This window comes from Bradyrhizobium manausense (assembly GCF_018129685.1).
Lineage (GTDB): Bacteria > Pseudomonadota > Alphaproteobacteria > Rhizobiales > Xanthobacteraceae > Bradyrhizobium > Bradyrhizobium manausense_D.
Genome location: NZ_JAFCLG010000005.1, coordinates 1 through 12991, shown reverse-complemented (window position 1 = coordinate 12991; position 12991 = coordinate 1). Strand labels below are relative to the sequence as shown.

Here is a 12991-nt window from a genome sequence, read left to right as displayed (position 1 = left end):
ACCACTGCAGCATGTGGCGGGCGCTCTTTTTTGCTTTGATGATTGGCGTGACGGCGTGGGATTTGAGTGATTCCGCGCGGGCGCAGACGCCGCAACCGGCGCCGAAGGCTGCGGCAAAGCCAGCCGCACCGGCCGCACCAGCAGCGGCTGCCGCGAAGACGGCAGCCAAGCCCGAAAGCAAGCCGGCTTCCCCTCCCGCGGCGGTTGCGGGCGGCGCGGAGCCGACGCTGATCGGCCAGTTCGGCACCTGGGGCGCCTATTCGGCGACGCCCAACGGCAAGAAGGTCTGCTTCGCGCTGGCAAAACCCTCGTCGTCGAAGACCAACCCGCCGAACCGGCCGCGCGATCCCGCCTATGCCTTCGTCTCGACCCGGCCGGCAGAGAAGGTGAACAACGAAGTCTCGGTCATGATCGGCTACGCGCTGAAGCCGGGCTCGGAATCCTCGGTCGAGGTCGGTGGCGCTTCGTTTGCGATGTACACGCAGGGCGACGGCCTCTGGATCAAGAATGCGGCCGAGGAGGAGCGGATGGTCGAGGCCATGCGCAAATCGGCCGACCTCGTGGTCAAGGGCGTTTCGGCCAAGGGCACGGAGACGACCGACACGTTCTCGCTGAAGGGCCTCGCCCAGGCCCTGGACAAGATCGCCCAGGATTGCCGACGATAAGCTTGCCGGCGTTAAGCCTCCAGGCGAGAAGGTCGCAATCGCCGGTTCCTGTTGCTATATAGGGTCGGTTCCACGATTTCAGTCGTCATGGCCGGGCTTGTCCTGGCCATCCACGCACGAACCGCAAGCGGAAAAGAACGTGGATGCCCGGGACAAGCCCGGGCATGACGAGACAGCAGCAACCTCAGGCCCCTATATGCAACCGACGACCGAGCCGCGCGACGCAATCCTGGTGGAGAAGACTCCACTCGAAACCTATGTGCCGCCGGCCAAGCCCTCGCTGATCGGCCTGTCACGTACCGAGCTTGCCGATCGCCTCGGCGAGATCGGCGTTCAGCCTTCACAGCGCAAAATGCGGGTGCAACAGCTCTGGCATTGGCTCTACTTCCGTGGCGCCCAGAGCTTTGACGACATGACCTCGATCTCGAAGGGCATTCGCGCCGAGCTCGCGCAAGCCTTCACCGTCGACCGGCCCGAAGTCGTGGCCGAGCAGATCTCCAACGACGGCACCCGCAAATGGCTGCTGCGTCTGCCGAGCGGCGACGATGTTCAGAAGGCGCATGAAGTCGAGTGCGTCTACATTCCCGAGACCGATCGCGGCACGCTCTGCGTCTCCTCGCAGGTCGGCTGCACGCTGAACTGCTCGTTCTGCCACACCGGCACGCAGCGCCTGGTGCGCAACCTCACCGCCGGCGAGATCGTCGGCCAGATCATGGTGGCGCGCGATCGCCTCAATGATTGGGCCGACCGCGAGGATGGCACGCGCCGCGTCACCAATATCGTGATGATGGGGATGGGCGAGCCGCTCTACAATTTCGACGCGGTGCGCGATGCGCTGCTGATCGTCGGCGACAATGAAGGCATCGGCATCTCCCGCCGCCGCATCACGCTGTCGACCTCGGGCGTGGTGCCGAACATCGTGCGCGCCGGCGAGGAGATCGGCGTGATGCTGGCGATCTCGCTGCATGCCGTGCGCGACGAGCTGCGCAACGAGCTGGTGCCTCTTAACCGCAAATATCCGATCAAGGAGCTGCTGCAGGCCTGTCGCGACTATCCCGGCGCCTCCAACGCGCGCCGCATCACCTTCGAATATGTGATGCTCAAGGGCGTCAACGATTCGCTCGACGATGCAAAACTGCTGGTGAAGCTGCTCAAGGGCATTCACGCCAAGATCAACCTGATCCCGTTCAATCCCTGGCCCGGCACCGCCTATGAATGCTCGGACTGGGACCAGATCGAAAAATTCTCCGAATACATTTTCAACGCCGGCTATTCCTCGCCGGTGCGCACCCCGCGCGGCCGCGACATCCTCGCCGCCTGCGGCCAGCTCAAGTCGGAGACCGAGAAGCTCAGCGTCCGCGAGCGCCAGGCGCTGCGCGCCATGGCGATGACGGATTGAGTTGATGCGCGCTCTCGCGATGACGGTGAGGGCGGCGTGATGTCCCTGATCGGCCGCCTCGTCGTCATCTTCATCGGCTTTCTCGCCGCCTGTTTCGTCGGTGGCATGATCATCGTCGTTGCGCTGCTGTTTCCGGAGTTCTCCGATCTCGGCGCCGGCCCCGTCGATCAGGGCGCGATCGATATCCTGCTTGGCTTCGGCTTCATCTTCGTCTCGGGTTTCGCACTTGTTCCGGCGGCGGTGATCGTTGCGATCACCGAGGCGCTCTACATCCGCAGTGCGCTTGCTTATGCCGTCGGCGGTGGCCTCGTCGGGCTCGCCTGCTATCTCGGTCTCATCCCGTTCCATCCTGATACGTTTCAGTTCGAAGGCATCGTGCGGCGTCACCTCGAAATCATGACCGGCGCGGGCATCGTCGCCGGTGTCGTCTACTGGCTGATCGCCGGCCGCAACGCCGGCGCCTGGCGTATCCCGCCGCCACCGCGCCTGCCGCCTCCGCCGCTGCCGTCGAATTCACGGCCGGATGCGCGGTGATTTTACCCTCCCCTCCAGGGGAGGATGGGCACCTGGCATGGGGTTTTCATCCCCGTCCCACTCCGCTAAACCGCGCGCCATGAACCGTACCGGACTCTTCATCGCCCTGGCGCTGTGGCTCGTGATCGGCGTCGTTTTCGGCCTCTATCCCGAGCTCGATCTCAAGCTTGCCGCGCTGTTCTTCGATCCCGAGACCAAGACGTTCCCGCTCAAGCTGAACAACTGGGCCGGCATCGCGCGTGATGCTGCGATGTGGGTGTCCTGGGCCTTCGTGCTGCCGTCGCTGGTCGCGCTCGTGGTCAAGATGATCAGGCCCGATCGTCCCTTGATGGTCTCGGGGCGCGCGATCGTGTTCCTGCTGGTCACGATCATCCTGTCGGCCGGCATCCTCACCAACCTCACCTTCAAGACCTATTGGGGCCGGCCGCGCCCGGTGGTGGTGACCGAGTTCGCCGGCGACCAGCAGTTCGTGGCGTGGTGGGATCCGCGTGGCGATTGTACGCGCAACTGCTCGTTCTTCTCCGGCGAAGGTGCGACCGCGTTCTGGACGCTGGCACCGGCAGCGCTCGCGCCGCCGCAGTGGCGACCGCTCGCCTATGCCGGCGCGGTGGTGTTCGGCGCCGCGACCAGCGGGCTCCGCATGGCCTTCGGCGGGCACTTCTTCACCGATGTTGCGACCGCCGGCCTCGTCACCTTCGTCGTGATCTGGTTCGCTTTCGCGCTGATCTACCGCTGGCCGCGGACCCGGTTTTCGGACGAGGCGGTCGATGCCGCCCTGACCCGGCTGAACATGCCCGCCTACCGGCTCCGCAAGCGCCTGTTCGGCGGCAAGACCGGCCCAGCGCCGTCGATGTGAGCCATTAAATGCGTGCCGAGGCCTGCGAAATTTGATATTCGCGCGGTCAAACCACGCCCTCATCAGCCATTCAGACCCGATTGGAAGCGACATGACCACGATCCTGAAAAGCCTGCCCAAGGGTGAGAAAGTCGGCATCGCTTTTTCCGGCGGTCTCGACACCTCGGCGGCGTTGCTCTGGATGAAGCAGAAGGGCGCACGCTGCTACGCCTATACCGCCAATCTCGGCCAGCCCGATGAGGCCGACTACAACGAGATCCCGCGCAAGGCCGAAGCGTTCGGCGCCGAGAAGGCCGTGCTGGTCGATTGCCGCACGCAGCTGGTGCACGAGGGCATCGCCGCGATTCAATCAGGCGCCTTCCACATCTCGACCGGCGGCATCACCTATTTCAACACCACGCCGCTCGGGCGCGCGGTCACCGGCACGATGCTGGTTGCGGCGATGAAGGACGACGGCGTCAACATCTGGGGCGACGGTTCGACCTTCAAGGGCAACGACATCGAGCGCTTCTACCGCTACGGCCTGCTGACCAATCCATCCTTGCGCATCTACAAGCCCTGGCTCGACCAGCAGTTCATCGACGAACTCGGCGGCCGCGCCGAGATGTCGGCGTTCATGACCGCCCAGGGTTTCGCCTACAAGATGAGCGCCGAGAAGGCGTACTCGACCGACAGCAATCTGCTCGGCGCCACGCACGAGGCAAAGGATCTCGAAAGCCTCGACAGCGGCATCAAGATCGTCAACCCGATCATGGGCGTGCCGTTCTGGCGCGACGACTGCGTCGTGAAGGCCGAGAAGGTCGTGGTGCGTTTCGAGGAAGGCCAGCCAGTCGCGCTGAACGGCAAGACCTTCTCTGATCCCGTCGCGCTGTTCCTCGAAGCCAATGCCATCGGTGGTCGCCATGGCCTCGGCATGAGCGACCAGATCGAGAACCGCATCATCGAGGCCAAGAGCCGCGGCATCTACGAGGCGCCCGGCATGGCGCTGCTGCACATCGCCTATGAGCGCCTCGTCACCGGCATCCACAACGAGGATACGATCGAGCAGTACCGCATCAGCGGCATCCGCCTCGGACGTCTGCTCTATCAGGGCCGCTGGTTCGATCCGCAAGCTTTGATGCTGCGCGAGACCGCGCAGCGCTATGTCGCAAGCGCCGTCACCGGCGAAGTGACGCTGGAGCTGCGCCGCGGCAACGACTATTCGATCCTCAACACCGAGAGCCCCAACCTGACCTATGCGCCTGAAAGGCTCAGCATGGAGAAGGTCGAGGACGCCGCCTTCACGCCGGCCGATCGTATCGGCCAGCTCACCATGCGCAATCTCGACATCGCCGACACGCGCACCAAGCTCGGTCTCTATTCGAAGACCGGTTTGTTATCGGGCAGCGAAGGCTCGCAGATATTCAAGATCGAAAGCGACAAGGGCTGAGACTGTAGGTGGGTTAGCTCCGCGAATTGCGCGAAGCGCAAACCGCGGAGCGTAACCCACCACTTTGCTTTCCGCGGAGACAGAAGCGGTGGGTTACGCCGAGCGGACTGCGCTTCGCGCAATCCGCAAGGCTAACCCACCCTACAAGACAAAACAAAAATGGCCGGGATCGCTCCCGGCCATTTTGCATTGGTGGATGTCGCCTCAGCGCGGCGGCGTGATGCCGGGCGGGGGCGGCGGCAGCGAGGCCGTGCCGCCGTTGAGCAGCGGCGTGATGCGGCGGATCGTGACGCGCCGGTTGATGCGGCTCGGGCCGTCGGTCTGCTCCTTGAGGTACTGCTTGCCGTAGCCCTGCGACGTCAGGTTCTCGGCGGGCACACCGAATTGCTGGGTCAGCAATTCAGCGGCCGACTGCGCGCGGCGATCCGACAGCGACAGATTGTCGACGTCGTTGCCGACCGCGTCGGTGTGTCCCTCGATCAGGAACACCTCGCGCGGGTTGCGCTGGATCGCACGGTTGAGGCCGTCGGCGATCGTCTGCAGCCGCGCCGCCTGGTCTGGCGGAATGACCCACGATCCCGTCTCGAAGTTGATCGTGTTGACGTCGATGCTCGGCATCTGCATGCGAACGTTCGGCGAGTAGCGGATCTCGTCGAGCGAGTAGCGCCGGTCGATACGCTGCACCGGCGGTGCCTCCATGGTCTCGTAGATCACGTCAGGCGTCGCTTCCTGGGCGTCGACGATATAGCGATCGTAGGGGATGCTCACGACCGGCGGCGGCACGTCGACATAGAAGCCGCCGACCGCGCGCGGATCGCGATAGGTGTTGTCGATGATGATGATCTCGCGCCCACCGGGGTCCCTGCGGATACGACGCAGCAGCGAACCGTCAGGCCCGACCACGGTGATGACCTCGCTGCCATCGGGACGGATCACGACGGTGCGGGTTTCGCCGCCGATGGTCTCGGTGCGGATGTCGCGGGCGCCGTAGCGGAAACGATAGAGATCGTTGCCGCGGACATATTCCTGCCCGCCGGGGTCGCGGATGATGATGCGGTCCGGCTCGGTGTAGATGGTGCGGCCGCCTTCGACGACTTCCTGCCGCTGGTTGCGGTAGTCGGCGATGGTGGCGCCGATCACGGCGCCGGCAATGACGCCCGCGCCGAACGCAAGCGGCGTCAGGTCACGCTGTGGCGGACGCGGCGGCGGCGGCAGCGGCGTGGTGGTGGTCGGTGCCGCGCGGAAGGCCGAGCTGACCGTCGGCGGAGCGTTCTGCACCTTGTCGGCCGGAACCGCGGCCGCAGCCGAACCTTGGACGACGGATGGCGCTGCCGCGCCGGCGGGCGGCGCGGGCGGTCGGGGTGGGGCACCCGCCTGCGGCGATGTCGGCGGTGTGCCTGGCGGAGGTGCGCCAGCGGCAGCAGGCGCGCCAGTGGGCGGCGTTCCGCCCTGACGTCCGGGCGGCGTCGCCGTCGCGCCACCGGGCGCGGGGGTTGCAGACGGAGTTGGGGTTGGAGTCGGTGCACCCGCACCCGGCGCGACGCCAGGACGTCCGGACGGCGCGGGCGTGGCTGTCGGGGCCGGAGACGGAGACGTCGTCGGGCGAGGTGACGGCGCAACGGGCGTGGGCGTCGGCGTTGCGGACGGCGCGGGCGTGGCTGTCGGGGCCGGAGACGGAGACGTCGTCGGGCGAGGCGACGGCGCAACGGGCGTCGGTGTCGGCGTTGCGGCCGGAGCTGGCGTTGCTGTGGGCGCGGGCCGTAGCGCGGGAGCTGCGGACGGCGGGGTGGCTGCGGCAGGCGGAGCTGTCGGCGTCGGAGTCGGATGAGCCGGTGTTGCGGTCGGCGCCGGGACGGGCGCTACCGGCGCGTGCTGCTGCGGCGGCGCCGGAGGCGGCGGCGGTGCCTTGGGTGCGGCTGGCGGTGGCGGAGGAGCCTGATGAGTCGCGGGCGGCGGCGGGGGCGGCGGAGGCGCCTGATGCGTCGCGGGCGGCGGTGGTGGAGGTGGCGGCGTCGGACGCGCCGGCGCGGCAGCCGGCGGAGGCGCGGCGGGCGGATGCGGCGGTGCAGCCGCGGGGGGCGGTGCGGCCGGTGCCTTGGGCGGAGCGGGTGGCGGTGGGGGTGGCGGAGGCGGCGCGGCGGGGCGCGCGGCGGGCGGCGGCGGCGCCTTTGGCGCTTCCTTCGGCGGCTGCTTCGGTTTTCCGTCAGGGCCCAACTCTGGCTGGGCCTGTGCCATCACGAGCGGCGGGGCGCTTTGCGCATGCGAGGCAGAGCTTGCAAATTGCATGGCGGTCAGAGCCGTCGTGGCAAGCAGCACGAAACGAAGGTTTGTCATGTCGAGAGATTCCCCGGAAGGTTCTTTGACGAGTGAAGTGGGGTGATGAACAGATACGCGTTGGGCCGCATTGTGGCGGGTGAAGCGGGCGCGGCCCGATTTATTTCTGCACGGAAATTACGTCACTCTGGCAACGTTCATTGCGCATTCAGGCGTGAGTCGCAATCGCATCAGATGTAACCCTGCGACGAATTGGCATCCGTCGCCGGATTCGGTGCGAGCGGGCCGTTCGGTCCGCGCGATGGAATCTCCTGAGGCACGTGGCCTGGCAATTCGTCGGGCTGCGGCGATTCGCCGGGCTCGCGCACCGGCGGCGCGATCTCGGGCTGCGGATTGCCCGGCGGAATTCCGGGCGGCGGCTCGGTCGGGGTGCCCGGTGTCGATGGCGGTATCTCCGGCGGTTCAATCGGCATCGGTGGCACAGAGCTCAGTTGTCTGGAGAACGACAACGAGGATGCCGTGCCGATGTTCCGAGAGCATGATCCGGAAAAGTGTTTAGAGGTTCTTCCGTAACTATCATGCTCAAACGACGGGGCCCTATTCCGGCGCGTGACAGACGGCTTCGATGTTGTGGCCGTCGGGGTCGAGCACGAAGGCGCCATAATAGTTCGCGTGATAATGCGGACGGATGCCGGGCGGTCCGTTGTCGCGGCCACCTGCCGCCATTGCAGCCTGGTAGAACGCATCGACCGTCGCGCGGTCCTTGGCTGATATTGCGACATGCACCGGCTTGTTCATCGCGCCTTTTCCGTCGATCCAGAAATCCGGCTTGCCGCCCGCGCCGAAGCCGGCTGCCGCGGCGTGACCGGTCTGGTCTTCCGTCACTTCCATGATCAGGCTGTAATCGAGCGGCGCCAGCGCCTTGCTGTAGAACGCTTTCGCGGCCTCATAGTCGGAGACGGAGAGTCCCAAATGATCGATCATCGCATCCTCCGTGGATTGTCGTCAGCGCGACAGGAACGTATTGCTCCTTGTCTTGCGCGCGATCGCAAAGCCGCGCGCGACCATGTCAGCGATACAATCCTGCTGCCATTCGTTTTGTGACAGATGCTCGATGACGACGGCGCGCGGCCAAAGCGAGGGCGGTGCATCGCGGAAAAAGCCGATCAGCACCCGGTCCTCGAAACCCTCGACATCGATCTTGAGCGAATCGACCTGTGCGACGCCGGCCTCAGCGAGGATGCGCGTCAGCCGCAACGACGGCACCTTGATCGCATCGGCGCCGGCCGCACCGGTGACGACATGCGTGGCCCCGAGATTGCCGCCGCCGCTCTCGATCATCAGCTCGCCGTCGGCATCGCCCGCGGCCGCCTGCACCAGGCGCACCTGCGTCGCATTCGATGCTGCATGGTTGAACGACAGCCGCCCGAACGTGAGGGGATGCGGCTCGATCGCGATCACCTTGCCATTGCGGCCGACATGCCGCGCCATCACCAGCGCAAAGGTGCCGACATTGGCGCCGACGTCGACGAACGTGCCGCCTTCAGGCGTGTGCCGGCGCAGGAAATCGAGCTCGTCGATGTTGTAGTCGGGGTTGAACAGCGCGCCGCGCTCGGTGGCGCTGCCCTGGTGATAGAGGCGGAACGAGGCGCCCTGATATTGCACGTCGACCGGGCCGGCGCGCAGCAGGTTGACCAGCCGCGACATCCACGGCCGGAACGCGCCGCGCTTCAGGCCCGACCCCTGAACGAGGCCGATGATCGCGGCCTGCGCGGCGTTCGGTGCAAACACGCCGAACGGCGCGGTTGAAAGGTCGTTGGCGGGCTTCAAGCAGGCGGTCCTCGTTGCAGGCGGCGCATGCATAGCCGTTCCGCGCTCTCCCGGCTCTTTCATGACCGGATGACGCGAGGGAATCAGGCGGTTCCCTCGCAGTTCCCGGGCTTCGACAGGCTTTAAACCTGGCGCTCGACCATCTTGAGCTTGAGCTCGGCGATGGCTTCCGCCGGGTTCAGGCCCTTCGGGCAGGCCTTGGCGCAGTTCATGATGGTGTGGCAGCGATACAGCCGGAACGGATCCTCGAGATTGTCGAGCCGCTCGCCGGTCGCCTCGTCGCGTGAATCAGATACCCAGCGGTTGGCCTGGAGCAGCGCGGCGGGACCGAGATAGCGGTCGCTGTTCCACCAATAGCTCGGGCAGGAGGTCGAGCAGCAGGCGCACAGGATGCACTCGTAGAGGCCGTCGAGCTTCTCGCGGTCCTCGTGGCTCTGGCGCCATTCCTTCTGCGGCGTGGGCGAGGTCGTCTTCAGCCACGGCTCGACCGAGGCGTATTGCGCGTAGAAATTGGTGAGGTCCGGCACGAGGTCCTTCACGACCGGCTGGTGCGGCAGCGGATTGATCTTCACCGCGCCGTCCTTCACGTCGTGCATCGAGCGGGTGCAGGCCAGCGTGTTCTGGCCGTCGATGTTCATGGCGCAGGAGCCGCAGACGCCTTCGCGGCAGGAGCGGCGGAAGGTCAGCGACGGGTCGATGTGGTTCTTGATCCAGATCAGGCCGTCCAGCACCATCGGACCGCAATCATGGACGTCGACGTAGTAGGTGTCGACGCTCGGGTTCTTGCCGTCATCAGGATTCCAGCGATAGACGCGAAACTCGCGCGTCTCGGTCGCGCCCGCGGGCTTCGGCCAGGTCTTGCCGCCGGTGATTTTCGAGTTCTTCGGAAGTGCGAATTCAACCATTGCTCTAACCTTTCGTCATTCCGGGATGGTCCGAAGGACCAGGCCCGGAATCTCGAGATTCCGGATGTGATGCTGCGCATCGCTCCGGAATGACGGCTACTGTTCGCTCAGTACACGCGCGCCTTGGGCGGGATGTACTGCACGTCGTTGGTCATGGTGTAATCGTGAACCGGGCGATATTCGATCCTGACCTTACCCTTGTCGTCGAGCCAGGCCAGCGTGTGCTTCATCCAGTTCTTGTCGTCGCGCGCGGAGAAGTCCTCGCGGGCATGCGCGCCGCGGCTCTCGGTGCGGTTGGCGGCGGAGTCCATCGTCACCACCGCCTGCGAGATCAGATTGTCGAACTCGAGCGTCTCGATCAGGTCGGAATTCCACACCAGCGAGCGGTCGGACACGGCGATGTCGGTGATGCCGCCGTGGACCTTCTCGATCAGGTTCTGGCCTTCGCTCAGCACTTCGCCGGTGCGGAACACGGCGCAGTTGTTCTGCATCACGTGCTGCATGCCTTCGCGCAGCTTCGCGGTCGGCGTGCCGCCCGAGGCGTAGCGATAGCGGTCGAGGCGGCCGAGCGCGAGGTCGGCGGAGTTCGCCGGCAGCTCGGGCTGCTTGGCGTTCGGCGTCAGCTTCTCGGCGAGACGGAGCGCCGCGGCACGGCCGAACACGACGAGGTCGATCAGCGAGTTGGAGCCGAGGCGGTTGGCGCCGTGCACGGAGACGCAGGCAGCTTCGCCGATTGCCATCAGGCCGGGAATGATGGCGTTGTCGTCGCCGTCCCGCTTGGTCAGCACTTCGCCGTGATAGTTCGTGGGGATGCCGCCCATGTTGTAGTGCACGGTCGGCACGATCGGGATCGGCTCGCGCGTCACGTCGACATTGGCGAAGATCTTGGCGGATTCGGAGATGCCCGGCAGGCGCTCGGCGAGCACGGCCGGATCGAGATGGTCGAGATGAAGGAAGATGTGGTCCTTCTTCTTGCCGACGCCGCGGCCTTCGCGGATCTCGATGGTCATCGCGCGCGAGACGACGTCGCGCGAGGCGAGGTCCTTCGCTGACGGAGCATAGCGCTCCATGAAGCGCTCGCCTTCGGAGTTGACGAGATAGCCGCCCTCGCCGCGGGCGCCTTCGGTGACGAGACAGCCCGAGCCGTAGATGCCGGTCGGGTGGAACTGCACGAACTCCATGTCCTGCAGCGGCAGGCCGGCGCGCAGCACCATGCCGCCGCCGTCGCCGGTGCAGGTATGCGCCGAGGTACAGGAGGCGTAGGCGCGGCCGTAGCCGCCGGTCGCCAGGATCACGGTCTGGGCGCGGAAGCGGTGCAGCGTGCCGTCGTCGAGCTTGAGCGCGATGACACCGCGGCAGGTGCCCTGGTCGTCCATGATCAGGTCGATGGCGAAGAACTCGATGAAGAACTCGGCCGCGTGGCGCAGCGACTGGCCATACATCGTGTGCAGCATGGCGTGGCCGGTGCGGTCGGCGGCGGCGCAGGTGCGCTGGGCCTGGCCCTTGCCGTAGTCCATGGTCATGCCGCCGAACGGGCGCTGGTAGATCTTGCCGTCTTCGGTGCGCGAGAACGGCACGCCCCAGTGCTCGAGCTCGTAGACCGCGTCGGGCGCGTTGCGCACCATGTATTCGATCGCGTCCTGGTCTCCGAGCCAGTCCGACCCCTTCACGGTGTCGTACATGTGCCAGCGCCAGTCGTCCTTGTGCATGTTGCCGAGCGAGGCCGAGATGCCGCCTTGCGCCGCGACCGTGTGCGAGCGGGTCGGAAACACCTTGGTGATGCAGGCCGTCTTCAGGCCGGCTTCGCTGCAGCCGACCGTGGCGCGCAGGCCCGCACCGCCGGCGCCGACCACGACGACGTCATAGGTGTGGTCTTCGATCGGATAGGCCTTGCCGTTGGTGGCGGGAGCGCCGTTGCCCTTGCCATTGGTCTCTGTGGCCATGGGTTACACTCCGGATGAGATCTTGATGATCGCGTAGATCGAGGCGAGCGCCACGGCGATCGAGAAGAAGTTGTTGAGCATGATCGAGACGAGCTTCAGCTTCTCGCCATGGACGTAGTCCTCGATCACCACCTGCATGCCGATCCTCATGTGCCAGGTGCTGGCGACGATGAAGAGCATCATGATCACCGCGATCGGCAGCGAACCGAGGATCACCTTGGCGCCGGCCTGGTTGCTGCCGAGGGTCATCATGACGACGACGATCACCGGCAGCATCAGCAGGGTCATCGCGACGGCCGTGAGGCGCTGGCGCCAGAAATCGGAGGTTCCCGAATGCGCGGCGCCGAGATTGCGGACGCGGCCGAGCGGGGTGCGCATGCTGCGCTTGGGCGTATCGGCTGCGCTCATCGGACACCTCCGATCGCGTAGGCGACGATCCAGATCAGGATCGTCAACGCGATACCGCCGATCAGCGCGCCCCAGGTCAGCGCTTCGCGCTCATTGGCCTTGAAGCCGAAGCCGAGGTCCCACACGAAGTGCCGGATGCCGCTCAGCATGTGGTGCATCAGCGCCCAGGTGTATCCGAATACGATGAGCCGGCCGATGATGCTGCCGGTGAAGGCCTGCACATTGGAATAAGCCGCGGCGGAGCCTGAAGCCGCCGCGATCAGCCACCAGGCCAGCAGCAGGGTCCCGACGTAAAGCGCGATGCCGGTGGCGCGATGGACGATGGACAGCGCCATCGTCAGGGTCCAGCGGTAGGTCTGGATGTGCGGTGAAAGCGGTCGTTCGATCCGTGCGGTCATTGGCTTTTGATGTTGAAGGCGGCCCAGCAGGGCGCGCGGGGATCGCGAAAGGTCGGCTCTATTTACGGAGTCGATTTGGCCTGTGCAATCACCAAATCGCCATAAATCGAATCCGTGTTCAGCTCTACGACGTTGATGCAACAAGCCAATCGGAGGCTTGGTATACCAGAACGATGGTGCACCGATCAAAGAAAGAACATTAATTCACCCTTTGGCGTGATCGGCAAGGCGCATTGAAATTACTATTGGAACGGCTCTAAGCCGCCGACCGGCGGTCCCTGTGTCTGGAAAGTCTGTCATGATGAGAGTGGGCGGGAAGCCGTTGGGTCCTTGGCGCTTGACGCCGTGAG

At 65.5% G+C, this 12991-nt stretch carries 13 protein-coding genes; 5 read left to right on the top strand and 8 right to left on the bottom strand.

Annotation, left to right across the window (positions count from 1 at the left end):
- The first annotated feature begins 11 nt into the window (after positions 1 to 11).
- The 5 genes from JQ621_RS14675 to argG all read left to right on the top strand — a co-directional run bounded on the left by JQ621_RS14675 (position 12) and on the right by argG (position 4883).
- On the top strand, positions 12 to 665 hold the full coding sequence (locus tag JQ621_RS14675; RefSeq protein WP_212235431.1) for an invasion associated locus B family protein: 654 nt from the start codon (positions 12 to 14) through the stop codon (positions 663 to 665).
- A gap of 196 nt (positions 666 to 861) precedes the next feature.
- Positions 862 to 2064: a dual-specificity RNA methyltransferase RlmN gene (rlmN, locus tag JQ621_RS14670; protein WP_212235738.1), complete on the top strand. Its 1203-nt coding sequence runs from the start codon at positions 862 to 864 to the stop codon at positions 2062 to 2064.
- Positions 2065 to 2103: 39 nt separating this feature from the next.
- Positions 2104 to 2598 carry a hypothetical protein gene (locus JQ621_RS14665; RefSeq protein WP_212235737.1) on the top strand — a complete coding sequence of 165 codons (495 nt, stop codon included), beginning with the start codon at positions 2104 to 2106 and terminating at the stop codon, positions 2596 to 2598.
- Positions 2599 to 2677: 79 nt separating this feature from the next.
- A complete protein-coding gene (locus JQ621_RS14660) occupies positions 2678 to 3454 on the top strand; it encodes a phosphatase PAP2 family protein (protein WP_212235430.1) in 777 nt (258 codons plus the stop codon).
- A 91-nt stretch (positions 3455 to 3545) separates the two neighbouring features.
- Entirely contained in the window at positions 3546 to 4883 is a 1338-nt protein-coding gene (argG, locus tag JQ621_RS14655; protein ID WP_212235429.1) for an argininosuccinate synthase, read from the top strand.
- 204 nt (positions 4884 to 5087) lie between these two features.
- On the opposite strand, the gene JQ621_RS14650 is transcribed toward argG, so the two are convergent.
- The 8 genes from JQ621_RS14650 to sdhC form a co-directional block, all read right to left on the bottom strand.
- Positions 5088 to 7217, bottom strand: a complete 2130-nt coding sequence (locus tag JQ621_RS14650) for an OmpA family protein (RefSeq protein WP_212235428.1) — start codon at positions 7215 to 7217, stop codon at positions 5088 to 5090.
- A gap of 170 nt (positions 7218 to 7387) precedes the next feature.
- Positions 7388 to 7630, bottom strand: coding sequence for a hypothetical protein (locus JQ621_RS14645; protein WP_212235427.1), 243 nt, complete (start codon positions 7628 to 7630; stop codon positions 7388 to 7390).
- Between the two features lie 124 nt (positions 7631 to 7754).
- Positions 7755 to 8141: a VOC family protein gene (locus tag JQ621_RS14640; RefSeq protein ID WP_212235426.1), complete on the bottom strand. Its 387-nt coding sequence runs from the start codon at positions 8139 to 8141 to the stop codon at positions 7755 to 7757.
- Positions 8142 to 8162: 21 nt separating this feature from the next.
- A complete protein-coding gene (locus tag JQ621_RS14635) occupies positions 8163 to 9020 on the bottom strand; it encodes an FkbM family methyltransferase (RefSeq protein WP_212235425.1) in 858 nt (285 codons plus the stop codon).
- A gap of 89 nt (positions 9021 to 9109) precedes the next feature.
- Entirely contained in the window at positions 9110 to 9892 is a 783-nt protein-coding gene (locus JQ621_RS14630; protein ID WP_212235424.1) for a succinate dehydrogenase iron-sulfur subunit, read from the bottom strand.
- Between the two features lie 107 nt (positions 9893 to 9999).
- Complete coding sequence (gene sdhA, locus JQ621_RS14625) at positions 10000 to 11835, bottom strand: succinate dehydrogenase flavoprotein subunit (protein WP_212235423.1); 1836 nt, start codon at positions 11833 to 11835, stop codon at positions 10000 to 10002.
- A gap of 3 nt (positions 11836 to 11838) precedes the next feature.
- Positions 11839 to 12243, bottom strand: coding sequence for a succinate dehydrogenase, hydrophobic membrane anchor protein (sdhD, locus tag JQ621_RS14620; protein WP_212235422.1), 405 nt, complete (start codon positions 12241 to 12243; stop codon positions 11839 to 11841).
- On the bottom strand, positions 12240 to 12641 hold the full coding sequence (gene sdhC, locus JQ621_RS14615) for a succinate dehydrogenase, cytochrome b556 subunit (RefSeq protein WP_212235421.1): 402 nt from the start codon (positions 12639 to 12641) through the stop codon (positions 12240 to 12242). Before sdhC ends, sdhD begins: the two co-directional genes overlap by 4 nt.
- Between the last annotated feature and the right edge of the window lie 350 nt (positions 12642 to 12991).